The 25,000-nt window shown below is 60.6% G+C and carries 23 protein-coding genes; 9 read left to right on the top strand and 14 right to left on the bottom strand.

The features are described 5' to 3' along the window. Positions 1-145 precede the first annotated feature (145 nt). Positions 146-1,123 carry an NADPH:quinone oxidoreductase family protein gene (locus AC1DXW_RS02085; protein WP_477754654.1) on the top strand — a complete coding sequence of 326 codons (978 nt, stop codon included), beginning with the start codon at positions 146-148 and terminating at the stop codon, positions 1,121-1,123. A 123-nt stretch (positions 1,124-1,246) separates the two neighbouring features. Here AC1DXW_RS02085 and AC1DXW_RS02080 read toward each other — a convergent pair whose 3' ends face one another. Then, positions 1,247-1,915, bottom strand: coding sequence for a gamma-glutamylcyclotransferase (locus AC1DXW_RS02080; RefSeq protein WP_477754653.1), 669 nt, complete (start codon positions 1,913-1,915; stop codon positions 1,247-1,249). Positions 1,916-2,228: 313 nt separating this feature from the next. Between AC1DXW_RS02080 and AC1DXW_RS02075 the strand changes: the two genes are divergently transcribed. Further along, on the top strand, positions 2,229-2,705 hold the full coding sequence (locus tag AC1DXW_RS02075; protein WP_477754652.1) for a sn-glycerol-3-phosphate transporter: 477 nt from the start codon (positions 2,229-2,231) through the stop codon (positions 2,703-2,705). 12 nt (positions 2,706-2,717) lie between these two features. Here AC1DXW_RS02075 and AC1DXW_RS02070 read toward each other — a convergent pair whose 3' ends face one another. From AC1DXW_RS02070 to AC1DXW_RS02050, 5 genes are all read right to left on the bottom strand, one after another. Continuing rightward, a complete protein-coding gene (locus AC1DXW_RS02070) occupies positions 2,718-3,686 on the bottom strand; it encodes a CDP-6-deoxy-delta-3,4-glucoseen reductase (RefSeq protein ID WP_477754651.1) in 969 nt (322 codons plus the stop codon). Continuing rightward, the gene (ubiD, locus tag AC1DXW_RS02065; protein ID WP_477759737.1) at positions 3,686-5,152 is read right to left on the bottom strand and encodes a 4-hydroxy-3-polyprenylbenzoate decarboxylase; all 1,467 of its coding nucleotides are present in this window, start codon (positions 5,150-5,152) and stop codon (positions 3,686-3,688) included. Before ubiD ends, AC1DXW_RS02070 begins: the two co-directional genes overlap by 1 nt. Before the next feature lie 140 nt (positions 5,153-5,292). Next, positions 5,293-6,552 carry a transcription termination factor Rho gene (gene rho / locus AC1DXW_RS02060; RefSeq protein ID WP_046039047.1) on the bottom strand — a complete coding sequence of 420 codons (1,260 nt, stop codon included), beginning with the start codon at positions 6,550-6,552 and terminating at the stop codon, positions 5,293-5,295. A gap of 247 nt (positions 6,553-6,799) precedes the next feature. Further along, positions 6,800-7,129 carry a thioredoxin TrxA gene (trxA, locus tag AC1DXW_RS02055; RefSeq protein ID WP_003206727.1) on the bottom strand — a complete coding sequence of 110 codons (330 nt, stop codon included), beginning with the start codon at positions 7,127-7,129 and terminating at the stop codon, positions 6,800-6,802. 121 nt (positions 7,130-7,250) lie between these two features. Further along, positions 7,251-7,958 carry a FadR/GntR family transcriptional regulator gene (locus tag AC1DXW_RS02050; RefSeq protein WP_477754649.1) on the bottom strand — a complete coding sequence of 236 codons (708 nt, stop codon included), beginning with the start codon at positions 7,956-7,958 and terminating at the stop codon, positions 7,251-7,253. Between the two features lie 256 nt (positions 7,959-8,214). Between AC1DXW_RS02050 and AC1DXW_RS02045 the strand changes: the two genes are divergently transcribed. The 5 genes from AC1DXW_RS02045 (at position 8,215) to ppx (ending at position 12,780) form a co-directional block, all read left to right on the top strand. Then, complete coding sequence (locus tag AC1DXW_RS02045) at positions 8,215-9,000, top strand: transporter substrate-binding domain-containing protein (RefSeq protein ID WP_477754648.1); 786 nt, start codon at positions 8,215-8,217, stop codon at positions 8,998-9,000. Positions 9,001-9,022: 22 nt separating this feature from the next. After that, a complete protein-coding gene (locus tag AC1DXW_RS02040) occupies positions 9,023-9,691 on the top strand; it encodes an amino acid ABC transporter permease (RefSeq protein WP_477759736.1) in 669 nt (222 codons plus the stop codon). After that, on the top strand, positions 9,688-10,338 hold the full coding sequence (locus AC1DXW_RS02035; RefSeq protein ID WP_477754646.1) for an amino acid ABC transporter permease: 651 nt from the start codon (positions 9,688-9,690) through the stop codon (positions 10,336-10,338). The genes AC1DXW_RS02040 and AC1DXW_RS02035 overlap by 4 nt, the downstream gene beginning before the upstream one ends. After that, a complete protein-coding gene (locus AC1DXW_RS02030; RefSeq protein ID WP_477754645.1) occupies positions 10,325-11,062 on the top strand; it encodes an amino acid ABC transporter ATP-binding protein in 738 nt (245 codons plus the stop codon). Before AC1DXW_RS02035 ends, AC1DXW_RS02030 begins: the two co-directional genes overlap by 14 nt. Positions 11,063-11,277: 215 nt before the next feature. Beyond that, positions 11,278-12,780: an exopolyphosphatase gene (ppx, locus tag AC1DXW_RS02025; protein WP_477754644.1), complete on the top strand. Its 1,503-nt coding sequence runs from the start codon at positions 11,278-11,280 to the stop codon at positions 12,778-12,780. Positions 12,781-12,964: 184 nt separating this feature from the next. On the opposite strand, the gene ppk1 is transcribed toward ppx, so the two are convergent. Together ppk1 and hemB are read right to left on the bottom strand one after the other, a co-directional pair. Beyond that, positions 12,965-15,187, bottom strand: a complete 2,223-nt coding sequence (gene ppk1 / locus AC1DXW_RS02020; RefSeq protein WP_477754330.1) for a polyphosphate kinase 1 — start codon at positions 15,185-15,187, stop codon at positions 12,965-12,967. A gap of 18 nt (positions 15,188-15,205) precedes the next feature. Then, the gene (hemB, locus tag AC1DXW_RS02015; protein WP_477754329.1) at positions 15,206-16,219 is read right to left on the bottom strand and encodes a porphobilinogen synthase; all 1,014 of its coding nucleotides are present in this window, start codon (positions 16,217-16,219) and stop codon (positions 15,206-15,208) included. Between the two features lie 205 nt (positions 16,220-16,424). Here hemB and AC1DXW_RS02010 point away from each other — a divergent pair, with 205 nt between their 5' ends. Next, complete coding sequence (locus AC1DXW_RS02010) at positions 16,425-17,057, top strand: DedA family protein (protein ID WP_477754328.1); 633 nt, start codon at positions 16,425-16,427, stop codon at positions 17,055-17,057. Here AC1DXW_RS02010 and AC1DXW_RS02005 read toward each other — a convergent pair. Beyond that, entirely contained in the window at positions 17,038-18,273 is a 1,236-nt protein-coding gene (locus AC1DXW_RS02005) for a sterol desaturase family protein (protein ID WP_477754327.1), read from the bottom strand. The genes AC1DXW_RS02010 and AC1DXW_RS02005 overlap by 20 nt on opposite strands. A 115-nt stretch (positions 18,274-18,388) precedes the next feature. Between AC1DXW_RS02005 and elbB the strand changes: the two genes are divergently transcribed. Further along, positions 18,389-19,057, top strand: coding sequence for an isoprenoid biosynthesis glyoxalase ElbB (elbB, locus tag AC1DXW_RS02000; protein ID WP_108217183.1), 669 nt, complete (start codon positions 18,389-18,391; stop codon positions 19,055-19,057). Positions 19,058-19,176: 119 nt separating this feature from the next. Here elbB and AC1DXW_RS01995 read toward each other — a convergent pair whose 3' ends face one another. The 5 genes from AC1DXW_RS01995 to AC1DXW_RS01975 form a co-directional block, all read right to left on the bottom strand. Further along, positions 19,177-19,632 carry a YaiI/YqxD family protein gene (locus AC1DXW_RS01995; RefSeq protein WP_477754331.1) on the bottom strand — a complete coding sequence of 152 codons (456 nt, stop codon included), beginning with the start codon at positions 19,630-19,632 and terminating at the stop codon, positions 19,177-19,179. Between the two features lie 46 nt (positions 19,633-19,678). Then, the gene (locus AC1DXW_RS01990; RefSeq protein ID WP_477754326.1) at positions 19,679-21,577 is read right to left on the bottom strand and encodes an FTR1 family protein; all 1,899 of its coding nucleotides are present in this window, start codon (positions 21,575-21,577) and stop codon (positions 19,679-19,681) included. Between the two features lie 162 nt (positions 21,578-21,739). Next, positions 21,740-22,372 (bottom strand): homoserine/homoserine lactone efflux protein, encoded by a 633-nt coding sequence (gene rhtB / locus AC1DXW_RS01985; RefSeq protein WP_477754325.1) that lies wholly within the window; start codon positions 22,370-22,372, stop codon positions 21,740-21,742. A 122-nt stretch (positions 22,373-22,494) separates the two neighbouring features. After that, positions 22,495-23,076: a mechanosensitive ion channel domain-containing protein gene (locus AC1DXW_RS01980; RefSeq protein ID WP_477754324.1), complete on the bottom strand. Its 582-nt coding sequence runs from the start codon at positions 23,074-23,076 to the stop codon at positions 22,495-22,497. After that, complete coding sequence (locus tag AC1DXW_RS01975; protein WP_477754323.1) at positions 23,076-24,986, bottom strand: ATP-binding cassette domain-containing protein; 1,911 nt, start codon at positions 24,984-24,986, stop codon at positions 23,076-23,078. Before AC1DXW_RS01975 ends, AC1DXW_RS01980 begins: the two co-directional genes overlap by 1 nt. Positions 24,987-25,000: the final 14 nt, after the last annotated feature.

Genomic DNA, 25,000 nt, shown 5'->3' with positions numbered 1-25,000 from the left:
GCTCCTTATCCGGTTTGCGGCCTAGCATAACGACCCGTCACGCCAGCACAAGCTTATGGCTGACTATCAGGGCCAGGCATGCTCGTTGACCCATCAACTCACACACCTACACTTATCGGCCATCACTTCCAAAGGAATAGCCCTGATGAAAGCCGTGCTGTGCAAAGCCTTCGGCCCTGCCGAATCGCTGGTGCTGGAAGACGTCGCCAGTCCTGTCGCGAAGAAGAATGAAATCCTGCTGGACGTGCACGCCGCCGGGGTCAACTTCCCCGACACGTTGATCATCGAGGGCAAATACCAGTTCAAGCCGCCCTTCCCGTTCTCTCCCGGTGGCGAAGCGTCCGGTGTGGTCAGCGCTGTGGGCGAAAAGGTCAGCCACTTGAAAGTCGGTGACCGGGTCATGGCCCTGACCGGCTGGGGCAGCTTTGCCGAACAGGTCGCCGTGCCGGGCTACAACGTGTTGCCGATCCCGCCGTCCATGGACTTCAACACCGCCGCCGCCTTCAGCATGACCTACGGCACCTCGATGCATGCCCTGAAGCAGCGCGGCAACCTGCAACAGGGCGAAACCCTGCTGGTGCTTGGTGCCTCCGGCGGTGTCGGCCTGGCGGCGGTGGAAATCGGCAAAGCCATGGGCGCCCGGGTGATCGCCGCAGCCAGCAGCGCAGAGAAACTCGCCGTGGCCAAGGCCGCCGGCGCCGACGAACTGATCAACTACAGCGAAACCAGCCTGAAGGACGAAATCAAGCGCCTGACCGATGGCCAGGGCGCTGACGTGATCTACGATCCGGTGGGCGGTGACCTGTTCGACCAGGCCATCCGTGCCATCGCCTGGAACGGCCGCCTGCTGGTGGTCGGCTTCGCCAGCGGGCGCATTCCCGAATTGCCGGTGAACCTCGCGCTGCTCAAAGGCGCAGCGGTACTCGGTGTGTTCTGGGGCTCCTTCGCCCAACGTCAGCCACAGGACAACGCCGCGAACTTCCAGCAACTGTTTGGCTGGTTTGCCGAAGGCAAATTGAAGCCGCTGGTGTCACAGGTTTATCCGCTGGACAATGCGGCGCAGGCCATCAATGATCTTGGTCAGCGCAAGGCTGTCGGGAAGGTTGTTGTGCAGGTTCGCTGAGCCGAGGCAAGCGATCTGAACTTCGAAAGACGCCGTTCAGATCGCTTTTCATTGGCGCGTGGACCCAAGCACCTTGCGAAGATACTCAGGCAAAAAGCTCATGTGTTACGAACCAGTCGCCAGTCAGGGCAGCGTGGCATTCGTCCAGGCGGACTTTGATTTACAGCGCTTGAGCCGCGCCTCCAGATTCCGGTCTGGCATGGCGTGGCTGCGCAGGGCATGCGCGGTCTGCTCGACATAATCGCGAGTGGTGCCGTAGCGCCCGCAGGCGTTTTCGAACACATGGCTCAGCACATGGTCCGGCAGGTTGCCGGCATAGCTGGGCAGGTGTCGCTCCAGCACAAAGCCCAATGCCTGTACCTGGCTGCCATCTTCGAGACGGCAGTTGAGCCAGTGCGGGCGGTAGGAAGGGAATGGCATCTCGCGCTGCCAAAGTGCGTACAGCGACGCTTCGAGTTGCTCTTCGGGCAAGCGATAGGCGAAACCGCTGCAAGAGCCACCGCGATCCAGGCCAAACACCAGGCCGGGCATTTCCGGGGTGCCACGATGTTCGTGGGACCACAGGTACAACCCGCGATGATAGCCATGCACCCGGCCGCGAACCCGCTCAACCGCTGTGCATTCAGGGCGCCAGATCAGCGAACCATACGCAAACAACCAGACCGGCCCGCCCTTGTGGCGCGCCATGGTCGATTGCATCGAGCTGAGCAGTTGTTCGTGAGTGAGTTGCGGCCCCAGATCGAGCCGCGGAGGGTAAGCCAGATTCAAAAAAGCAGATTCAATGGCGCTCATGGCAACAGTTGTTCGGCCCCGCAAGCATTACAAAATGTAAACACTATTAATGTAATAGAACATATAGCAGTAAAGGTAAAACGAAAAGTGATAAAGGACGTTTGCCTGACTGTTTATATACCCTAATGTCATTCTGCAAATATCTTAAATACCAGAATGAAATATGCATAAGCATTGAGTCCTTCCGGGAATAAAGCCGCTTATCAGAAACGTCCTACTCCCCCTTCAGATTTGCCGCCTTCTGGCCTCCATCGGGCGTCGCGTATAACGGCCACACAGGCGCAAGCCAGACTGCCTTCACAGGGGGCCGCCGATGAAAAAACCATGGTTTTACGCAGTGCTATTGATGGTCTTGGCGCCATTGGCGCTGGCACAGCATGCAAGCTCAAAGGACACCGGCTCCTGGTATTTGCAGACCAGTGTTTATACGAAGCACTATTCGCCCGACCCCAGGCACAACAACAATCAGGATCTTATTGGTCTTGAACGTATCGACGCGTCCGACTGGCTGTTTGGCGCTGCCACTTTTCGCAATTCGTACAGTCAGCGCTCACATTATGTCTACGCGGGTAAACGCTACGAAAGCGCCTCCTATCCCGTGTATATCAAATTCACGGGCGGCCTGCTGGAAGGCTACCGTGGCAAACATAAGGACAAGATCCCCCTGAATCGCTTCGGGGTCGCACCGGTGATCATCCCCTCACTGGGCACACATTACGGTCCGGTGGCAGCCGAGCTGGTGTTGCTCGGCTTCAACGCCGCCATGGTGACCACTGGCGTGCGCTTCTGATCCCACGCTGACCTACGAGCGTGGCGCGTAGGCAAAAACGTCGGCACGCATCTGATGCGCATCCATTCCCGCTTCCACCAGCGCATCCAGCGTGCCGTAGACCATGGCCGGAGAGCCACTGGCGTACACATGCAGCGACTTGAGGTCAGGGAAGTCTTCACAGACCGCTTCATGCAACATGCCGCAACGCCCTTCCCAACCGCATTGATCACTGACGACCTTGTGCAGGAACAGGTTGGGCAGTTTCAGCCATTCGTCCCAATGCTCGACTTGATAAAAGTCTTCTGGGCGACGCACACCCCAATACAGATGCACCGGATGCTTGAAACCCGAGGCCCGGCAATGTTCGATCAGGCCGTGGACCTGGCCCATGCCGGTGCCAGCGGCGATCAGCACGAGAGGACCGTCCGGCAACTCCTCCAGGTGGGTATCGCCAAACGGCAACTCGACCCGCACCATGCTGTTGCGCTGAAGCTGTTCGATCAGGCTCAACGCACTGGATTCGCGCGCCAGTACATGGATTTCCAGGTCGCGCCCAGCATGTGGTGCCGAGGCGAGGGAGAAGGCGGACTTTTCGCCGTTCTCGCGTTCGATCATCAGGTACTGGCCGGCATGGTAGCGCGGCGGTTTACCGGCCGGAGCCCGCAGACGCACGCGCCAGGTGTCGCCGCCCACGTCCTTGCACTCAATGACCTGACACGACACGCTGCGCACCGGCAGTTCTCCCAGCGCGAGCACGCCATCCCACAGCACGATGCAGTCTTCCAGCGGCTCCGCTATGCAAGTGTAGAACTCGCCATGATCACGCACATCGCCGGTCTGTTCGACCCGGCCTTCCACCAGCAGTGCCGCGCACACGTGGCAATTGCCGTTGCGGCAGCTTTGCGGGCATTCGTAGCCCAAACGTCGTGCGCCATCGAGAATCCGCTCACCGGGCAATATCTCAAGCACTGCTCCGGAGGGCTGCAAGGTTACACGCATCAATCTATTCCTAACTGATTCCAGATGGCATCGATCCGCTGGGTCACGGCATCGTCCTTGACGATGACTCGGCCCCACTCGCGGGTGGTTTCGCCCGGCCATTTATGCGTGGCATCGAGGCCCATTTTCGACCCCAGGCCGGACACCGGCGAGGCAAAGTCGAGATAGTCGATCGGCGTGTTGTCGATCATCACCGTGTCGCGCTTGGGGTCCATGCGCGTGGTGATGGCCCAGATCACGTCGTTCCAGTCCCGGGCGTTGATATCGTCGTCGGTGACGATAACGAACTTGGTGTACATGAACTGTCGCAAAAACGACCAGACACCCAGCATTACCCGCTTGGCGTGGCCCGGATACGACTTCTTCATGGTCACGATGGCCATGCGGTACGAGCAGCCTTCGGGCGGCAAGTAGAAATCGGTGATCTCCGGGAACTGCTTCTGCAGGATCGGCACGAACACTTCGTTCAGCGCAACGCCGAGAATCRCCGGCTCATCCGGTGGACGGCCGGTGTAGGTGCTGTGGTAGATCGGTTTGATCCGGTGGGTGATGCGCTCGACAGTGAATACCGGGAAGCTGTCGACTTCGTTGTAGTAACCGGTGTGGTCACCGTACGGGCCTTCATCGGCCATTTCGCCTGGATGGATCACGCCTTCGAGGATGATCTCGGCGGTGGCCGGCACTTGCAGGTCATTGCCGCGGCATTTCACCAGCTCGGTGCGGTTGCCGCGCAACAGGCCGGCGAAAGCGTATTCGGAAAGGCTGTCGGGCACCGGGGTCACGGCGCCGAGGATGGTCGCCGGGTCCGCGCCCAATGCCACGGAAACCGGGAACGGCTGGCCGGGATGCTTCTCGCACCATTCGCGGTAATCCAGCGCGCCGCCACGGTGGCTCAGCCAGCGCATGATGACCTTGTTGCGACCGATCACTTGCTGACGATAGATGCCGAGGTTCTGGCGATCCTTGTTCGGGCCTTTGGTGACGGTCAGGCCCCAGGTGATCAACGGGCCAACGTCGCCCGGCCAGCAGGTCTGCACCGGCAACATCGCCAGGTCGACGTCGTCGCCTTCGATGACCACTTCCTGGCACACCGCGTCCTTGACGACTTTCGGCGCCATCGAAATGATCTTGCGGAAGATCGGCAGCTTGGACCAGGCATCCTTCAAGCCTTTCGGTGGCTCGGGTTCTTTGAGGAACGCCAGCAGCTTTCCGATTTCGCGCAGTTCGCTGACCGCCTCGGCGCCCATGCCCAGCGCCACGCGCTCGGGGGTGCCAAACAGGTTGCCGAGCACAGGAATGTCATAACCGGTGGGTTTTTCGAATAGCAGGGCCGGGCCTTTGGCGCGCAAAGTGCGGTCACAGACCTCGGTCATTTCGAGCACTGGGGACACCGGAACCTGAATGCGCTTGAGTTCACCGCGCTGTTCCAGCCCGCTGATAAAGTCGCGCAAGTCGCGATACTGCATGCGTAAGCCTCGTGTTGGCCGTGGCGTTCGGGGCAGGCAGTTTAGCGCCGAACCCTTCGGTTCAGAACCACGAACTGCCGCCCGATCAAAAATCGGATAGCAAAAAGCCGGGTTTCCCCGGCTTTTTGTGCCTGCTCGACTTACTTGCGTTTCATCGACAGGAAGAACTCATCGTTGGTCTTGGTCGTCTTCAGCTTGTCGACCAGGAACTCGATGGCAGCCACTTCATCCATCGGGTGCAGCAGCTTGCGCAGAATCCACATGCGCTGCAGCTCGTCGTCGGCGGTCAGCAACTCTTCGCGGCGGGTGCCGGAACGGTTGATGTTGATGGCCGGGAACACGCGTTTTTCAGCGATACGACGATCCAGCGGCAGTTCCATGTTGCCGGTGCCTTTGAATTCTTCGTAGATCACTTCGTCCATCTTCGAGCCGGTTTCTACCAGCGCGGTAGCGATGATGGTCAGCGAGCCGCCTTCTTCGATGTTCCGCGCAGCGCCGAAGAAACGCTTCGGTTTCTCCAGGGCGTGGGCATCGACACCACCGGTCAGTACCTTGCCGGAGCTCGGGATCACGGTGTTGTAGGCGCGAGCCAGACGGGTAATGGAGTCGAGCAGGATCACCACGTCTTTCTTGTGCTCGACCAGGCGCTTGGCCTTCTCGATCACCATTTCGGCAACCTGCACGTGGCGGGTTGGCGGCTCGTCGAACGTCGAGGCAACCACTTCGCCGCGCACGGTGCGCTGCATTTCGGTCACTTCTTCCGGACGTTCGTCGATCAGCAATACGATCAGATGAACTTCAGGATTGTTACGAGCGATGTTTGCCGCGATGTTCTGCAGCATGATCGTCTTGCCGGCTTTCGGCGGTGCAACGATCAGGCCGCGCTGGCCTTTACCGATCGGGGCGCACAGGTCGATGACACGACCGGTCAAGTCTTCGGTGGAACCGTTGCCGGCTTCCATCTTCATGCGCACGGTCGGGAACAGCGGGGTCAGGTTCTCGAAGAGAATCTTGTTTTTCGCGTTCTCGGGACGATCGTAGTTGATCGTGTCGACCTTGAGCAGCGCGAAATAACGCTCGCCTTCCTTTGGAGGACGGATCTTGCCAACGATGGTGTCACCGGTGCGCAAGTTGAAACGACGGATCTGGCTCGGCGAGACATAGATATCGTCTGGACCTGCGAGATAGGAAGCGTCAGCGGAGCGCAGGAAGCCGAAGCCGTCCTGGAGAATCTCCAGCACGCCATCACCGGAGATTTCCTCACCGCTTTTCGCGTGCTTCTTGAGCAGGGAGAAAATCACGTCCTGCTTGCGCGAACGGGCCATATTTTCTATGCCCATCTGTTCGGCCAATTCGAGCAGTTCGGTAATCGGCTTTTGCTTGAGTTCAGTCAGATTCATATAGGAATGACGTAATCATTTATGGAGGGGGGAAATTAAGCTTTTGGCTTAATGAGGCCGCGCCGCAGAGAAGGCGACAGGATCGCGTACTTATTCGAAAAGGAGTGCGTCGGCGACGGCTAGCAGGGGGCAATGGAGAAACCAGTGCGGGGCCGAATGTACCACCTGAGTTTAGGAGCGTCTAGCCCTGAATACGCAAAAAGCCCCGCTATTTGCGGGGCTTTTTCAGGAAACTTTACAGCGACGCTTAGATGTTGGCGTCGAGGAAAGCAGCCAGTTGCGACTTCGACAGTGCGCCGACCTTGGTCGCTTCAACGTTGCCGTTCTTGAACAGCATCAGGGTCGGGATACCGCGCACGCCATGCTTGGCCGGGGTTTCCTGGTTTTCGTCGATGTTCAGCTTGGCAACGGTCAGCTTGCCTTTGTAGGTCTCGGCAATTTCGTCCAGAACAGGAGCGATCATTTTGCAAGGGCCGCACCACTCAGCCCAGTAATCGACCAGTACAGCGCCTTCAGCCTTGAGTACGTCGGCCTCGAAGCTAGCGTCGCTAACGTGTTTGATAAGATCGCTGCTCATGGAATTCTCCAGGGTTGTAAGCAAAAAAACGTGGCCCATCATAGCTGCCCTTCCCTCGTTCAGGAAGGTGCAGTTGATTGAGTCTCGCTATGGTGTTCCATGAGTTTGGGTATAGCCCAGGTCACGCCGTGGCGGGAGCGACGAAGGCGATTCCGGTGCGCAACGCCGCGTTACGCACATGCTCGTGCATGGCTTTCTGCGCGGCGCCAGAGACTCGGCGAGCCAGCGCGCGAAGGATCTTGCGGTGTTCCTGCCAGGTTTCCATGGCCCGCTCGGCCCGGATGAACGGTAGCTTCTGGCTCTCCAGGAAGATGTCGGCGCTGGCAGTCAGGATGCTCAGCATCGCCTGATTGCCGCTGGCCAGCAGGATGCGGCGGTGGAATTCGAAGTCCAGGCGCGCCGCCGCTTCGAAATCGGCGGCTTTCAGTTCGTTGCGCATGGCGGCGACATTGTCTTCCAGTGCATCGAGTTCATCGGTGCTCAAGGTCACGGCCGCCAGCCCCGCGGCAAACCCCTCCAGCGCATAGCGCAACTGGAAGATATCCAGCGGCGAAGCCTGCGCCGCGAACGGCCAGCCTGGCGCTGCCTCGCCTCGCGGCAGCTCCACCGGCGCCTGCACGAACACGCCTTTGCCCGGCTGGATGCTGATCACGCCCAGCGCACTCAACGATGACAACGCCTCGCGCAACGACGCCCGACTAACCCCCAATTGCACCGCCAGTTCCCGTTGCGAGGGCAAGGCATCCCCCGGCCCGAAGCCCTGCTCGGTAATCAGTTTGCGGATGGCTTGCAACGCCACTTCAGGTACGGCACGGGAGATCGAATTCATGGTTTTCCAGACGAACCAGGCCAATGTGCGCTCAGTTGTAAAGCTATTCGCGACGCCCGGCAAGTCGTGCCCCATGGGGGTTCGGTGATTTTCACGGCTGCGCCATCGGGGTGCGAAACGCAACCTGACTGTTCAGACCAGTAAGACCGTGCGACGCCAGCAAAACCGCGCCCTGGCGCCCTCAAAACCCCATGTTGGCATGGCCCATGCTCTGTCGATCCGCAGAAATCACTTCTTGCCGATTCGGAGATTTGCCATGACCCAGCGTTACAGCGCCCTCCTTGCTGCCCTGTTTGCCAGCCTGATGCTGAGCCAGGCACCCGCCCACGCCGACGGTCTGGACGATGTGGTCAAGCGCGGAGTCCTCAAGGTCGCCGTGCCCCAGGACTTCCCGCCGTTCGGCTCGGTCGGCCCGGACATGCAACCCCGCGGCCTCGACATCGACACCGCGAAACTGCTGGCCGACCAGCTCAAGGTCAAACTTGAACTGACCCCGGTCAACAGCACCAACCGCATCCCGTTCCTCACCACTGGCAAGGTCGACCTGGTGATCTCCAGCCTCGGCAAGAACCCGGAGCGCGAAAAAGTCATCGACTTCTCCCGCGCCTACGCGCCGTTCTACCTCGCCGTGTTCGGTCCGCCAGACGCCAACATCAAGGGCCTGGACGATCTCAAGGGCAAAACCATCAGCGTCACCCGTGGCGCCATCGAAGACATCGAGCTGACCAAGGTCGCCCCCGAAGGCGTGACCATCAAGCGTTTCGAAGACAACAACTCGACCATTGCCGCCTACCTGGCCGGCCAGGTCGACCTGATCGCCAGCGGCAACGTGGTGATGGTGGCGATCAGCGAGAAGAGCCCGAAACGCGTGCCGGCGCTGAAAGTGAAGCTCAAGGATTCGCCGGTCTACGTCGGCGTTAACAAGAACGAGCCGGCGCTGCTGGACAAGGTCAACCAGATCCTCGTGACCGCCAAGAGCGATGGCGCGCTGGAAAAGAACGCCCTGACCTGGCTGAAAGAACCGCTGCCAGCCGATCTCTGATTCGGCGCGCTGGAGACGTTTTATGGCTTATCAGTTCGATTTCCTGCCGGTGGTGAACAACACCGATCTGTTGCTGCGTGGTGCGTTGTTCACCCTTGAGCTGACCGCCATCGGCGCTGTGCTCGGCGTGGGGCTGGGCATCGTCGGGGCGCTGGTGCGGGCGTGGAACATCCGGCCTTTCGCGGGGGTTTTCGCGGTCTACGTCGAGTTGATCCGCAACACGCCATTTCTGGTGCAGTTATTTTTCATCTTCTTCGGTTTGCCGTCCCTGGGCGTGCAGATTTCCGAATGGCAGGCGGCGGTGCTGGCGATGGTCATCAACCTCGGAGCCTATTCGACCGAGATTATCCGCGCTGGCATCCAGGCGATCCCCCGGGGTCAGTTGGAAGCCGCGGCGGCGTTGGCGATGACACGTTTCGAAGCCTTCCGTCACGTGATGCTGCTGCCGGCGCTGGGTAAGGTCTGGCCAGCCCTGAGCAGCCAGATCATCATCGTGATGCTCGGCTCGGCGGTGTGTTCACAGATTGCCACTGAAGAGCTGAGCTTCGCGGCCAACTTCATTCAATCTCGCAACTTCCGAGCCTTTGAAACCTATGCCCTGACCACGCTGCTCTATCTGTGTATGGCGCTGCTGATCCGCCAATTGCTGAACTGGATCGGGCATCGGTTTATCGCGAGGAACAGCCAATGAGCGATTTCACCTTCTGGGACATCGTGCGCAACCTGCTCACCGGCCTGCAATGGACGCTGGCGCTGTCGCTGGTGGCGTTCATTGGCGGCGGGCTGATTGGCTTGCTGATCATGGTCATGCGCATCTCGGAGAAATCCCTGCCGCGCAGTTTCGCTCGCACTTATATCGAACTGTTCCAGGGCACGCCGCTGTTGATGCAGCTGTTCCTGGTGTTTTTTGGCGTGGCGCTGGCCGGGGTGGAGATTTCGCCGTGGATGGCAGCGGCGATCGCGCTGACGCTGTTCACCAGCGCTTACCTGGCGGAGATCTGGCGCGGTTGCGTCGAGTCGATTCCCAACGGCCAGTGGGAAGCCTCGTCGAGCCTGGCGCTGACCCCGCTGGAACAATTGCGCTATGTGATCCTGCCCCAGGCGTTGCGCATCGCCGTGGCGCCGACCGTGGGTTTCTCGGTGCAAGTGGTCAAAGGCACCGCCGTCACCTCGATCATCGGTTTCACCGAACTGACCAAGACTGGCGGCATGCTCGCCAACGCCACCTTCGAACCCTTCATGGTCTACGGCCTCGTCGCTCTCGGCTATTTCCTGCTCTGTTATCCCTTGTCGCTCAGTGCGCGCTACCTGGAAAGGAGACTGCATGCCTCTGCTTAGAATTTCCGCCCTGCATAAATACTACGGCGATCACCATGTGCTCAAAGGCATCGATCTGAGTGTCGAGGAAGGCCAGGTGGTGGCGATCATCGGCCGTAGCGGTTCGGGCAAATCGACCTTGCTGCGCACCCTCAACGGCCTGGAGTCGATCAACGACGGCGTGATCGAAGTCGACGGCGAATACCTCGACGCCGCCCGCGCCGATCTGCGCAGCCTGCGGCAGAAGGTCGGCATGGTATTCCAGCAGTTCAACCTGTTCCCGCACCTGACCGTGGGTGAGAACGTGATGCTCGCGCCGCAAGTGGTGCAGAAAGTACCGAAAGCCAAGGCCGCCGAGCTGGCGCGACAGATGCTGGAAAGGGTCGGACTGGGGGAAAAGTTCGATGCCTTCCCTGATCGGCTGTCCGGCGGGCAGCAACAGCGGGTAGCGATTGCCCGGGCACTGGCGATGTCGCCGAAGGTTTTGCTATGCGACGAAATCACCTCGGCGCTGGACCCGGAACTGGTCAACGAAGTGCTGAGCGTGGTCCGGCAACTGGCGAAGGAAGGAATGACGCTGATCATGGTCACCCACGAAATGCGCTTCGCCCGGGAGGTTGGGGACAAGTTGGTGTTCATGCACCAGGGCAAGGTGCATGAGGTTGGGGATCCGAAAGCACTGTTCGCCAACCCGCAGACGGCGGAGCTGGCGAATTTCATTGGGACGGTTGAAGCGGCGGGCTGACAGATCTTCAGCGCCAGCTAAGCCGTCATCGTCGGAACGCTGCCCGGACCAAGCTCGCTCCCACATGGGGCCTGCGTCGGTCGCGGGATTAGCGGCAACCTGGAACCCTGTGGGAGCGAGCTTGCTCGCGATTGACCGCGAAGCGGTCACCTTCGCGTTGGCGCCAGCCTTTGATCGTGGCACGATGTCGAGGTTATCGACCGAGACCCCTGACCATGCCGCAATCCCAAGCCAAGAATCTGTCCCTGATCGCCGCAATCGACCTGGGCTCCAACAGCTTTCACATGGTCGTGGCCAAGGCCCAGAACGGCGAGATCCGTATTCTCGAGCGTCTCGGGGAGAAGGTTCAGCTGGCCGCTGGCATCGACGAAGAGCGCCATCTCAACGAAGAATCGATGCAGCGCGGGCTCGACTGCCTCAAGCGCTTCGCCCAACTGATCAGCGGTATGCCCACCGGCGCCGTTCGCATTGTTGGCACCAACGCCTTGCGTGAAGCCCGCAACCGCGCCGAATTCATCCGTCGCGCCGAAGAAATCCTCGGCCACCCGGTGGAAGTCATCTCCGGTCGTGAAGAAGCGCGCCTGATCTACCTCGGCGTGTCCCACACCCTCGCCGATACCCCGGGCAAGCGCCTGGTGGCCGACATCGGCGGCGGCAGTACCGAATTCATCATTGGCCAGCGCTTCGAACCGCTGCTGCGCGAAAGCCTGCAGATGGGTTGCGTCAGCTACACCCAGCGCTATTTCAAGGACGGCAAGATCACCCCGGCCCGTTACGCCCAGGCGTACACGGCGGCGAGGCTGGAGATCATGAGCATCGAGCACGCCTTGCACCGCCTGACCTGGGATGAAGCCATCGGCTCCTCGGGCACCATCCGCGCCATCGGTCTGGCGTTGAAGGCTGGCGGTCACGGCACCGGCGAGGTCAATGCCGAAGGCCTGGCCTGGCTCAAGCGCAAACTGATCAAGCTCGGCGACGTCGAGAAAATCGACTTCGATGGTATCAAGCCGGATCGCCGTGCGATTTTCCCGGCCGGCCTGGCGATCCTCGAAGCGATCTTCGATTCCCTCGAACTGCAACGCATGGATCACTGCGAAGGCGCCCTGCGCGAAGGCGTGCTCTATGACCTGCTGGGCCGCCATCATCACGAAGACGTGCGCGAGCGCACCCTCACTTCGCTGATGGAGCGCTACCACGTCGATCAAGAGCAAGCGGTACGGGTCGAGCGCAAGGCGCTGCATGCGTTCGATCAGGTGGCCGCGGACTGGGATCTGGAAGACGGCGTCTGGCGCGAACTGCTCGGCTGGGCGGCCAAGGTCCATGAAGTGGGCCTGGACATTGCTCACTATCAGTACCACAAGCACGGCGCCTACCTGATCGAGCACTCCGACCTCGCCGGGTTCTCCCGCGAAGACCAATTGATGCTCGCACTACTGGTGCGCGGCCACCGCCGCAATATTCCCAAGGACAAGTTCGCCGATTTCGGCGACGACGGCATCAAGCTGATTCGCCTGTGCGTGCTGCTGCGCTTTGCAATCCTGTTCCACCACATCCGTGGCACCCAGCAAATGCCCCAGGTGGAGCTGAACGCCTATGGCAACAGCCTGGAAGTAGTGTTCCCGGAGAACTGGCTGGACGAAAACCAGCTGACCCAGGCCGACTTCGCCATCGAAGCGGAATGGCTCACTCGCGTCGATATTGTGCTGAACGCACGCTGATTCCCCCCTGTAGGAGCGAGCTTGCTCGCGATGGAGGCTAACGATAACGCGTGTTATCTGGATACGCGTTGCCCTCACGTTTTTCGTCGGAGCGCCGCCCGGAGCAAGCTCGCTCCTACAGGGGACCGCGTTGATACAAAAAAAGGGCGATCCATATGGATCGCCCTTTTTTAGGGTCGCTGCGTTAACGAACAGCCAGTATCGGACTGCCCAAACGCTCCAGTAACGTAGCCTGGGCGCTGCGCGGATTCTGGTTGCCGGTTGGTGTGTTACGGATGTAACGACCGTCCGACTGCAGGCTCCAGCTGTGGGTGTTATCGGTCAGATACAACTCCAGTTCTTTCTTGACCCGCATGATCAGCTTCTTGCCTTCCACCGGGAAGCAAGTCTCGACGCGCTTGTCGAGGTTGCGTTCCATCCAGTCGGCACTGGACAGGTACATCTGCTCGTCGCCACCGTTGAGGAAGTAGAAGACCCGGGTGTGTTCCAGGAAGCGGCCAATGATCGAACGCACGTGGATGTTGTGGGAGACCCCGGCGATGCCCGGCCGCAGGCAGCACATGCCACGCACCACCAGATCGATGCGCACGCCTGACTGACTGGCCTTGTACAGCGCGCGGATGATCTTCGGATCGGTCAGCGAGTTGAACTTGGCGATGATGTGCGCCGGTTTGCCGTCGAGGGCGAACTGGGTTTCGCGGGCAATCATGTCGAGCATGCCCTTTTTCAGGGTAAACGGCGCGTGCAGCAATTTCTTCATGCGCAGCGTCTTGCCCATGCCGATCAACTGACTGAACAGTTTGCCGACGTCTTCGCACAAGGCATCGTCGGAGGTCAGCAGGCTGTAGTCGGTGTACAGGCGGGCGTTGCCGGCGTGGTAGTTACCCGTGCCGAGGTGCGCGTAACGCACGATTTCACCCGCCTCGCGACGCAGGATCAGCATCATCTTGGCGTGTGTCTTGAAGCCGACCACGCCATAGATCACCACCGCACCGGCCGCTTGCAGACGGCTGGCCAGTTGCAGGTTGGATTCTTCGTCGAACCGCGCACGCAACTCGATCACCGCGGTGACTTCCTTACCGTTACGCGCCGCATCCACCAGCGCATCGACGATTTCCGAGTTGGCGCCAGAACGGTACAGCGTCTGGCGCACCGCCAGCACGTGCGGATCCTTGGCGGCCTGGCGCAGTAGGTCGACCACCGGGGTGAACGACTCGAACGGGTGCAGCAGCAAGATGTCCTGCTTGCTGATCACGCTGAAAATGTTCTCGCTGTTCTGCAGCAGTTTCGGGATCTGCGGGGTGAACGGCAGATATTGCAACTCGCGCTGGCTGTCCAGACCAGTGATGCTGAACAGCCGCGTCAGGTTCACCGGACCGTTGACCTGATACAACTCGCTCTCGCCCAGGTTGAACTGCTTGAGCAGGTAGTCGGACAGGTGTTTCGGGCAGGTATCAGCCACTTCCAGACGTACCGCATCGCCATAACGACGGGAGAACAGCTCGCCGCGCAAGGCACGGGCCAGGTCTTCTACATCTTCGGAATCCAGCGCCAGGTCGGCGTTCCGGGTCAGGCGGAACTGGTAGCAGCCCTTGACCTTCATCCCCTGGAACAGGTCATCGGCATGGGCGTGGATCATCGACGACAGGAACACGTAGTTGTCGCCTGCGCCGCCGACTTCTTCCGGCACCTTGATGATGCGCGGCAGCAGGCGTGGCGCCGGGATGATCGCCAGACCGGAATCGCGACCGAAGGCGTCGATACCTTCGAGTTCGACGATGAAGTTCAGGCTCTTGTTCACCAGCAATGGGAACGGGTGCGTCGGGTCGAGGCCGATCGGGGTGATGATCGGGGCGATCTCGTCGCGGAAATAGCGGCGGACCCAGGTTTTGAGCTTGGTCGTCCAATTGCGGCGACGGATGAAGCGGACCTGATGTTTTTCCAGCTCCGGCAACAGAATGTCATTGAGGATTGCGTACTGACGATCGACGTGACCGTGAACCAGCTCACTGATGCGAGCCAGGGCCTGGTGCGGTTGCAGACCATCGGCACCGGCCTGTTCACGGGCGAAAGTGATCTGCTTCTTCAGGCCGGCGACACGAATTTCGAAGAACTCGTCCAGGTTGCTGGAGAAGATCAGCAGAAACTTCAGCCGCTCCAGCAACGGGTAGGACTCGTCCAGCGCCTGCTCCAGCACGCGGATATTGAACTGCAGTTGCGAGAGCTCGCGGTGGATGTACAGGCTGCTGTCATCCAGACCGGGGATGGCCACCGCTGGCACTGGCGCAGCGGTCTCGACGACCGCCGCGGGCGGAGCCGGCTCCAGCTCCGGCGGGGTCTCGTCGACTTGCTCCACCACAGGTTGAGCGTCTTTTACGGCAACTTCAGTGAGCACTTCGGTATTCATCGAATGTTCCTGGGAGGGCTATTTTTGCTCTCGTAACAATTGAGCAGCACGAACGGCAAAGTACGTCAGGATGCCATCTGCCCCTGCACGTTTGAAAGCGGTCAGGGACTCGAGGATAACCCCTTCGCTCAACCAGCCATTCTGGATCGCCGCCATGTGCATGGCGTATTCGCCGCTGACTTGATAAACAAACGTCGGCACTTTGAATTCTTCTTTTACCCGGCACAGGATGTCCAGGTACGGCATGCCTGGCTTGACCATGACCATGTCTGCACCTTCTGACAAGTCCGCCGCCACTTCGTGCAGGGCTTCGTTGCTGTTGGCCGGGTCCATCTGATAGGAGGCCTTGTTGGCCTTGCCCAGGTTCAGCGCCGAACCGACCGCATCGCGGAACGGGCCGTAATAGGCGCTGGCATACTTGGCCGAGTAGGCCATGATCCGCACGTTGACGTGACCGGCCACCTCGAGGGCTTCGCGGATCGCCTGGATGCGGCCGTCCATCATGTCCGATGGCGCCACGACCTGGGCGCCGGCTTCGGCGAGGGACAGGGCTTGCCTGACCAGTGCGTCGACGGTGATGTCGTTCTGCACGTAGCCTACTTCATCAAGAATGCCGTCCTGGCCGTGGGTGGTGAACGGGTCCAGGGCGACGTCGGTGATCACGCCCAGCTCAGGGAATTGCGCACGCAGCGCACGGGTCGCGCGTTGGGCGATGCCTTCCGGGTTCCACGCTTCGGCGGCGTCCAGCGACTTGAGCTCCGAGGGTGTTACCGGGAACAGCGCCAGCGCCGGAATCCCCAGCTCGACCCACTTGGCCGCCTCTTCCAGCAACAGGTCAATGGTCAGGCGTTCGACACCCGGCATCGAGGCCACCGCTTCGCGACGGTTTTCACCGTCCAGCACGAATACCGGCAGGATCAGGTCATCGACGGTCAGGACATTTTCACGGACCAGACGACGCGAGAAGTCATCACGACGGTTGCGGCGCAGGCGGGTTGCGGGGAACAAACGGTTGGCGGGGGCAAAGCTCACGGCAGACTCCTGAGCCCGCAGACGTGCGAGCGTGACAGTTATAAGCGGCCATTATGACGAACGTATTACAGTTATGTGCACGCTGCGACAGGTAGCCGCATTCCATTGTCCTTGTAGGAAATGTTCACGTCGAGACACATTTGGACACTTTCCTGAATGTGTCCGAAGGGTTAGGCTGCGCGTTCATTTCGCCAGCACCCAGACAATGCTCCAACAATTCCTGCATGACTTCGGCTACTTTGCCCTCTTTCTAGGCACGTTCTTCGAAGGCGAAACCATTCTGGTACTCGCGGGCTTCCTCGCGTTCCGTGGATACATGGACATCAACCTGGTGGTGGTCGTGGCCTTCTTCGGCAGCTATGCCGGCGACCAACTGTGGTACTTCCTGGGACGCAAGCACGGTCGCAAGCTGCTGGCGCGCAAACCGCGCTGGCAAATGATGGGCGACCGGGCGCTGGAACACATTCGCAAGCATCCGGACATCTGGGTGCTGAGCTTCCGCTTCGTCTACGGTTTGCGCACGGTCATGCCGGTGGCCATCGGGCTGTCGGGCTATCCGCCGGGCCGTTACCTGCTGCTCAACGGGATTGGCGCGGCGATCTGGGCCGCCGCATTGGCGGCGGCCGCGTACCATTTCGGCGCCGTGCTCGAAGGCATGCTCGGCAGTGTGAAGAAGTACGAACTCTGGGTGCTCGGCGCCCTGCTGGTCCTGGGATTCGTGCTATGGCTGCGCCGGCGCTTCAAGAATGCCCGCCTGGCCAGGCAGGTCTACGCCGACGAGCAAGCCATGAAGGTCGAACGAACCAAAATCGAGGGTCCTACGACGCCAACCGAGTAATGCGATTTCTGCAACAGTAGAGACCGATTCCGCTCAACAGGCTGTAACTGAGCAGGCCGACCCAGCCCACCGCACTGGCCGGCCACAACCCCACCATCGGGGCCAGCCATACCAATGGCAGATTCGACGCCAGCCGCACCCACTCCAGCTTCAACGCCCACGGGCGATTCTCCAGGGCCACGCCCAGCACAAACAGACCGAACGCCACCGCCCCCCAACCCAACATAAGGGCGGCGACTGGCAGTTTCGGTTCAAGATTCATCAAGTAGCTGCCCAGCGCGATGTAGACGCAGAACTGCAGCAGGATATAAAGCTGCTGACGCCCGTCCAGCGGCACCTCGAATTTGCGGAACAAGGACAGGTCCGGCTTGTTCATCGGGTATTTGGCCGCCACGTCCGCCGGGCGCCAACCGGTGCGCATGAACCAGATCCGCAGCTTGTCCCAGGTGCTCTCGGCACGCCGCGCATCTGCCCACAACTGCGCGTAGAACTGCACGTTTGCCCACACAGGATTCCAGCTCGCCAGCGGCGTGGTCACACCGAAGATCACCGGCTCGTTGTCGTCTTCTTCCTGGAACGAGCCGAACAGACGGTCCCAAATAATGAACACGCCGCCGTAGTTGCGATCCATGTAGAGAGCGTTCTGTGCATGGTGAGCCCGATGATTGGACGGCGTGACAAAGAACCATTCGAACCAGCCAAGCTTGGGAATGTGCCGGGTGTGCACCCAGAACTGGTAGAGCAGGTTGAGCGCCGCGACGCTGACGAACATCAGCAGCGGCACGCCGAACACGGCCATCGGCAGATAGAAGATCCAGCTCAGCAGGAATCCGGTACTGGTCTGGCGCAACGCCGTGGACAGGTTGTAGTCCTCACTCTGGTGATGCACCGAATGGGCGGCCCAGAGGATGTTGCGCTCGTGGCCCATGCGGTGCAGCCAGTAGTAGCAGAAGTCATAGAAGACAAAGGCGAACACCCAGACCCACACACTGTCGACCGACAGTTCGAACAGCGCCAGGTACTTGAGGGCGAACGCGTAGGTCACCAGCCCCACGCCTTTGGTCAGCAGCCCCGTGGTGGTCGACAGCACGCCGGTGCTGATGCTGTTGATCGCGTCCGCCACCCGATAATTACTGACCCCGCGCCAACGGTCGGCCAGCAGTTCGACGGCGATCAGCACAAAGAAAAACGGCACCGCATACAGAATGAAGTCCATGACGCGCCCTGACCGGAATCTTGAGGACAGATGCTATGTGTAGTCGTGAATTAACCCTATGGCAACGAGTGACAAATTAGTGGACATTTAACGCCATGAATCTGGAGAAAAGCCCATGAGCAAAAAAGTTGCAGTGATCCTTTCCGGTTGTGGCGTGTACGACGGCGCCGAGCTCCACGAGAGCGTCATCACCCTGCTGCGTCTGGACCAGCGCGGTGCCCAGGTGCAGTGTTTCGCACCGAACATCGCGCAGTTGCATGTGATCAATCACCTGACCGGCGAAGAAATGCCTGAATCGCGCAACGTGCTGGTGGAGTCGGCACGGATAGCCCGGGGCAACATCAAGGATATCCGTGACGCGAACGTCGATGAGTTCGATGCGCTGATCGTGCCCGGCGGCTTCGGCTCGGCCAAGAACCTGTCCAACTTCGCCATCGAAGGCGCTGGCTGCACCGTTCAACCGGATGTCCTGGCATTGACCGAAGCCTTTGCCGAGGCCGGCAAGCCGGTGGGGTTGATGTGTATCTCCCCTGCCCTGGCGGCAAAGATCTACGGCCCCGGCGTCACCTGCACCATTGGCAATGACACCGACACCGCTGCCGCGATGAACAAGATGGGTGCCACCCATGCCGATTGCGCGGTCAGTGACATCGTCGAGGACAAGGCGCGCAAACTGGTGAGCACTCCGGCTTACATGCTGGCGCAGAGCATCAGCGAAGCCGCATCGGGGATCAACAAACTGGTGGACCGGGTACTGGAACTGACCCACGAAGACGACGCCTGACCCCCTTCAAAACTGTGGGAGCGAGCTTGCTCGCGATGGGGCCAGCACATTCAACATCAATGTTGTCTGTAAGTCCGCTATCGCGAGCAAGCTCGCTCCCACAGGGTTCACTGACAGGCTCAGGTTTTGCGGGTGAGCCGAGTCAAAATCCGGTCCAGCGCATTAGCAAACGCCTGCTTCTCACGGTCGCCGAACGGCGCTGGCCCCCCACCCATTTGCCCCTGTTCGCGCAAATCGGTGAACAGGTTGCGCACCGCCAACCGCTCCCCCATGTTCTGCGCATCAAACTCCTTGCCCCGTGGATCGAGCGCAGCCACGCCCTTCTTCACCAAACGGTCGGCCAATGGCACGTCGCTGCAGATCACCAGCTCACCGGGCACCGCGTGTTCCACCAGATAATCGTCCGCTGCATCCGGGCCGCTCGGCACCACGATCAGCTTGACCAGCGCCAGACCCGGCTTGATTTGCGGCTGCCCGGCCACCAGCACCACTTCGAACTGGCGCTTGAGGGCGAACTTCACCACCAGATCCTTGGCTGCCCGTGGGCAGGCGTCGGCATCGATCCACACACGCATCATGTTTTCCTCTATTGCCCGCGAATATGAGCGCAGCGAATGCCCTTTAAGAAACCTGCACCCGCTGCTTCTCAACCACCCGGCTACGGCCATACAACACGATGATTGCTGCAATCGCCACAGCCTGTGCACTCAGCGAATACGCATCGGCATGGATCCCCAACCATTCAAAGTCAAAGAACGGCACCGGTCGAGTGCCGAAGATCCCGGCTTCTTGCAGCGCTTTCACGCCATGCCCGGCAAACACCACCGACAAGGCGCACAAAAGACCGGCGTTGATGCTGAAGAACAGCGCCAGCGGCAGCTTCGCCGAACCGCGCAAAATCACCCAGGCCAGGACGACCAGCAGCACCAGCGCCGTAGCCCCACCGGCCAGCACCGCGTTATGCCCCGCCGGACCTGCCTGCAACCACAGGGTTTCGTAGAACAGAATCACTTCGAACAGTTCGCGATACACCGAGAAAAACGCCAGGGTCGCAAAGCCGAAACGCCCACCGCCACCCACAAGGCTGGTCTTGATGTAATCCTGCCAGGCCGCCGCGTGACGACGGTCATGCATCCACACGCCCAGCCACAACACCATGACACTGGCAAACAACGCCGTCGCACCTTCCAGCAATTCGCGCTGCGAACCGCTGACGTCGATCACATAGGCTGCCAGCGCCCAGGTACCCAGTCCCGCCAAAAACGCCAACCCCCAACCGGCGTTGACGCTGCGTACCGCCGCCTGTTGACCCGTGTTGCGCAGGAAAGCCAGGATCGCCGCCAGCACCAGAATCGCTTCCAGACCTTCGCGCAGCAGAATCAGCAGGCCGGAAATGTAACTCAGCGACCAGCTCAAACCGTCGTTGCCCAGCAGGCCGGCCGATGCCTTCAACTTGGCCTTGGCCACGTCCAGGCGCTGCTCGACCTCGCTCACCGGCAGACCGTCCTGCAACGACTGACGGTAGGCCATCAGGGATTTTTCAGTGTCTTTACGCACGTTGGCGTCAATGTTATCCAGCGAGCTCTCAACCAGCTCGAAGCCTTCCAGATACGCCGCTACGGATAAGTCATAAGCCTGATCATGCTCACCGGTACGATACGCCGCGATGCTCTTGTCCAGAGTGGCTGCGGTGTAGTCGAGCAGTTGCGCCGGGCCACGCTTGACCTGCGGCGGTTGCGCCCGCTGGGCACGGAAGGTTGCGGTGGCTTGCGGGCCTTCGGCGGTCTGTACTTCCGCCGGGGTCTGACGAGCCAGGTCGGCGATGTTGTAGGTCTTTTCAGCCTTGGCCGTCGCCGGGTCAACACTGAAGCTGGCGATATAGGTGGCAAGGTCCCAACGCTGACGATCATCCAGTTGATCGGCAAAGGCCGGCATGTCAGTCCCCTCGACGCCCAGACCCAAGGTGCTGTAGATCGCGTAGAGGCTCTGTCGATCCAGCCGCTTGGTATCGCGCAGGTTGGACGGCGGTGGCTTCATCCCGACGCCCGCCGGGCCGTCGCCGGCCCCTGTATCGCCATGGCAGACCGAGCAATGCTGAGCGTACAACGGCGCGCCACGCGCCGGGTCCGGCGTAATGACCGGGGCCTGGCTGACTTCATAGGCCACAGCCAGCTTTGCACCGAGTTGCCGGGCCTGGCGAGTGACATCAGCACCGTCCTGACGGGCGCCGATGGAATTTCCCAGCGCGGTCAGGCTTTGCTCCAGCGCGGCTTTTTCCGGTTTGGCCGGCATGGCCGCAATCAGACTTCCCAGCGTCTTGACCGACTCTTGTTGCGCGCGAAATCCGGCCTGGTCCGTGATGCTGCCCGCCTGCACCGTGTCCGGGTAATCCGCGCCGATGTAATCGAGCAAGTGCAGCGCCTGCGGCGCACCTTCGGCGGGGGCGGCCAGCAGTTGAACGCTGCACGCCGCGAACAGCGGCAGCAACAGCCAGGCCAGCAAACGGGAGGGGGCAATCATGAATGAATCTCAATTTGAAAAACGAAGTTACATATTGTTAACGCCCAACGGGTTTCGCTCAAGCATTGTCGGGACTTCCGGTGAAATCACGGGCTCTCCAAGGTATTGATACACCAATGAAAAAGGCGACCTCATGGGTCGCCTTCCTGGATTTCTGCGGGTTTAGACCGCAGCTTTGCGCAGCGTCGCCATGAATGCTGCCGCACCGATGAACAGTCCGGCAAAGGTCCGATTCATGCGTTTTTGCTGTTTCGGTGTGCGCAGCAGACGCAACACCCTGGACGCCAGACCGGTGTAGCCGGCCATGACGATCAAGTCGACGCAGATCATGGTCACGCCGATCACCAGATACTGAATCAGCAGTGGAGCATGGGGATCGATGAACTGCGGCAACACCGCCAGCATGAACACCAGCGCCTTGGGGTTACTGATGTTCACCAGGAAACCACGGAACACCAGGGCCATCGGCTTGCCGATCTGACGCACCGCCGCGTCATCGCTCATATCGCTTGGCAGCGCACGCCATTGCTTGATCGCGAGGTAGACCAGGTACGCCACGCCGAACCATTTGATCGCATAGAAGGCTGTGGCCGACGCCGTCAGAATCGCGCCCACACCGGCGCCGACGATGGCGATCTGCACTGCAAGGCCCAATTGCAGACCCAGGGCGTTCCAGTAGCCGCGCCAGAATCCGTATTGCAGACCGCTGGACATCGACGCAATGGCGCCGGCACCGGGGGACAGGCTGATCACCCAGCAGGCGGCAAAAAACGCCAGCCATGTTTCAAGCTCCATTGCACACCTCGACTCAGACTCGTGACAGACGTCTAAACTAATGCGGCTTTGATTGGATGACTACCGATTTTTTGTAGGACATGGCGACTGCTAACAGCCAAAAGCAAAGATCTTGAGCTGGCTTACTTCTCAAACCCGCTTGAAGGGAAACCATCCGTCCCCCGCCAGCGCCGCACCGAACGCTGGAAGAACAAACTGTTGGGCACCTGCACCATGGCGCTGCCAGTGCCGAGTTCTTCGGCCTCGATCAGCGTGGTGTACAGCAGGTTGATCGCCACCACCCGGCCTTTGACGCCAGGCTTGTCGGTGGTGTCCACCAACTCGACCACATCACCGAGGCGGAACGGACCGACGGTAAAGATCAGAATCGCGCAGAGCAGATTGGAGAGCACGCTCCACATGGCGAAAAACGCCACCGCCGCGACCGCGACAAAACCGGATAGCGCGGTCCAGAGCACCGTGGCCGAAACCCCGAGGCGCCCCAGCACGAAAATCAACGCACTGCCCATGATCAGCCAGCGCAGGCCCCCGCGCAGCGGCATCAGCAACTGCGGCGGAAACGGGTAGCGCTCACCGAGACGAGTCAGGCATTTGGCAACAAAGCGCTGGGTGATGTAACCGGCGAGCAGGATCAGCAGGATTTGCACGCCGAGCCAGATCGGCTCGACCCACACCGCCGGCAGCGGCAGCTTGAAGGCGTCCATCAGGACAGTGCCTCCAGCTCCGCCTGCATGCCTTCCAGCAATTCCAGGGCTTCCATCCACGCTTCCTCCAGCTCCGCCTCACGCACCTTCAGCTTGGCCTGTTCGGCTAGCAGATCACGCAATTCGTTCTTACGTGCCGGTTCGTAGATGTCACTGTCGCCGAGACTGGCATCGATTTTCGCCAGCTTTTCGTGGACCTTGCCCAGCTCGGCTTCGAGCTTGTCAGCCTCGCGCTTGTGCGGTGCCAGTTGCTGACGCAACGCAGCAGCGGCCTGACGCTGGGCTTTCTTGTCGGTCTTGTCCGGGTTGACCGGCGTGTTGCTGACCGGGGCGTTGCGCTGGCGATACTCCACCAGCCAGCGGGTGTAGTCCTCCAGATCGCCGTCGAACTCTTCGACTTTGCCGTCCGCCACCAGATAGAAATTGTCGGTGGTGCTTTTGAGCAAGTGACGATCGTGAGAGACCACCAGTACCGCACCACTGAATTCCTGCAGGGCCATGGTCAACGCCAGGCGCATTTCCAGGTCCAGGTGGTTGGTCGGTTCGTCGAGCAGCAACAGGTTCGGTCGGTCCCAGGCAATCAAGGCCAACGCCAGGCGCGCTTTCTCGCCACCGGAGAAATTCAGTACCGGTTCGTCGATTCGCGCGCCACGGAAGTCGAAACCGCCGAGGAAGTCGCGCAGGGTCTGTTCGCGCTCGGTCGGCGCCAGGCGCTGCAAGTGCAGCAAAGGGCTGGCCTTGGAATCCAGAGAATCGAGTTGATGCTGGGCGAAGTAACCGACCACGGTGTTCTCGCCACGGGTCAAGCGACCGGCCAATGGCGAGAGCTCACCGGCAAGGTTCTTGATCAGGGTCGATTTACCGGCACCGTTCGGGCCGAGCAGACCGATTCGCGCACCCGGGGTCAGTTGCAGCTTGACCTTCTCCAGCACGGCTTTGTCGCCGTAACCCAGGCGGGCATCGGACAGGTCGATCAGCGGGCTGGAAATCTTCTGCGATTCACGGAAGACAAAGTCGAACGGCGAATCGACGTGGGCAGCGGTCAGCTCTTCCATCCGCTCCAGTGCCTTGATCCGGCTCTGGGCCTGACGCGCCTTGGTGGCCTGGGCCTTGAAGCGGGCGATGTAGCTTTCCATGTGCGCACGTTGCACCTGCTGCTTCTCGTAGGCCTGCTGTTGCTGGGCCAGGCGTTCGGCACGGGCACGCTCGAAGGCACTGTAGCCACCGCGGTACAGGGTGATTTTGCGCTGATCGACGTGGGCCACGTGATCGACCACGGCATCGAGGAAGTCGCGGTCGTGGGAAATCAGCATCAAGGTGCCGGGATAGCTCTTGAGCCATTCTTCGAGCCAGATGATGGCGTCGAGGTCCAGGTGGTTGGTCGGTTCGTCGAGCAGCAGCAGGTCCGATGGGCACATCAAGGCCTGTGCCAGGTTCAGACGCATCCGCCAGCCACCGGAGAAATCCCCGACCTGACGATCCATCTGCTCATTGGTGAACCCGAGACCGGCCAGCAACTTGCGCGCCCGGGCGTCGGCGGTGTAACCGTCAGCGCTGTCGAGTTCGGAGTGCAGGCGGGCCTGTGCGGCACCGTCATGGGCCGCTTCGGCTGCCGCCAGGTCGCGTTGCACCTGGCGCAGGCGCAGGTCGCCATCGAGCACGTAGTCGACCGCCAGGCGTTCGAGGGTGTCGACCTCCTGGCGCATGTGGGCGATACGCCAGTCGGCCGGCAGGAAGCAATCACCCGAGTCCGGGTGCAGCTCGCCCCTAAGCAAGGCGAACAGGCTCGATTTGCCGGCGCCGTTGGCACCGATGAGGCCGGCTTTGTGGCCGGCGTGCAGGGTCAGCTCGGCGTCTTCTAGCAGACGTTGCGGGCCACGCTGTAAAGTCAGGTTCTGAAGTCGAATCATAATGGCGGCGGAGT

This window comes from Pseudomonas sp. P4_C4, assembly GCF_056402055.1.
Note: the sequence above shows the minus strand (reverse complement) of the source record. Positions and strands in the feature narration are given on the sequence as shown.

Bases quoted from the DNA above. Each gene is read 5' to 3' on its own strand.
- elbB (WP_108217183.1), top strand. From the start codon at position 18,389: ATGAGCAAAAAAGTTGCAGTGATCCTTTCCGGTTGTGGCGTGTACGAC.
- AC1DXW_RS02005 (WP_477754327.1), bottom strand. From the start codon at position 18,273: ATGGACTTCATTCTGTATGCGGTGCCGTTTTTCTTTGTGCTGATCGCC.
- ppx (WP_477754644.1), top strand. From the start codon at position 11,278: ATGCCGCAATCCCAAGCCAAGAATCTGTCCCTGATCGCCGCAATCGAC.
- AC1DXW_RS02045 (WP_477754648.1), top strand. From the start codon at position 8,215: ATGACCCAGCGTTACAGCGCCCTCCTTGCTGCCCTGTTTGCCAGCCTG.
- AC1DXW_RS01995 (WP_477754331.1), bottom strand. From the start codon at position 19,632: ATGCGTGTGTGGATCGATGCCGACGCCTGCCCACGGGCAGCCAAGGAT.
- AC1DXW_RS02050 (WP_477754649.1), bottom strand. From the start codon at position 7,958: ATGAATTCGATCTCCCGTGCCGTACCTGAAGTGGCGTTGCAAGCCATC.
- ppk1 (WP_477754330.1), bottom strand. From the start codon at position 15,187: ATGAATACCGAAGTGCTCACTGAAGTTGCCGTAAAAGACGCTCAACCT.
- trxA (WP_003206727.1), bottom strand. From the start codon at position 7,129: ATGAGCAGCGATCTTATCAAACACGTTAGCGACGCTAGCTTCGAGGCC.
- AC1DXW_RS02070 (WP_477754651.1), bottom strand. From the start codon at position 3,686: ATGCGTGTAACCTTGCAGCCCTCCGGAGCAGTGCTTGAGATATTGCCC.
- AC1DXW_RS02040 (WP_477759736.1), top strand. From the start codon at position 9,023: ATGGCTTATCAGTTCGATTTCCTGCCGGTGGTGAACAACACCGATCTG.
- rho (WP_046039047.1), bottom strand. From the start codon at position 6,552: ATGAATCTGACTGAACTCAAGCAAAAGCCGATTACCGAACTGCTCGAA.
- rhtB (WP_477754325.1), bottom strand. From the start codon at position 22,372: ATGGAGCTTGAAACATGGCTGGCGTTTTTTGCCGCCTGCTGGGTGATC.
- AC1DXW_RS01980 (WP_477754324.1), bottom strand. From the start codon at position 23,076: ATGGACGCCTTCAAGCTGCCGCTGCCGGCGGTGTGGGTCGAGCCGATC.
- AC1DXW_RS02075 (WP_477754652.1), top strand. From the start codon at position 2,229: ATGAAAAAACCATGGTTTTACGCAGTGCTATTGATGGTCTTGGCGCCA.
- AC1DXW_RS01990 (WP_477754326.1), bottom strand. From the start codon at position 21,577: ATGATTGCCCCCTCCCGTTTGCTGGCCTGGCTGTTGCTGCCGCTGTTC.
- AC1DXW_RS02085 (WP_477754654.1), top strand. From the start codon at position 146: ATGAAAGCCGTGCTGTGCAAAGCCTTCGGCCCTGCCGAATCGCTGGTG.
- AC1DXW_RS02030 (WP_477754645.1), top strand. From the start codon at position 10,325: ATGCCTCTGCTTAGAATTTCCGCCCTGCATAAATACTACGGCGATCAC.
- AC1DXW_RS01975 (WP_477754323.1), bottom strand. From the start codon at position 24,986: ATGATTCGACTTCAGAACCTGACTTTACAGCGTGGCCCGCAACGTCTG.
- AC1DXW_RS02035 (WP_477754646.1), top strand. From the start codon at position 9,688: ATGAGCGATTTCACCTTCTGGGACATCGTGCGCAACCTGCTCACCGGC.
- AC1DXW_RS02080 (WP_477754653.1), bottom strand. From the start codon at position 1,915: ATGAGCGCCATTGAATCTGCTTTTTTGAATCTGGCTTACCCTCCGCGG.
- AC1DXW_RS02010 (WP_477754328.1), top strand. From the start codon at position 16,425: ATGCTCCAACAATTCCTGCATGACTTCGGCTACTTTGCCCTCTTTCTA.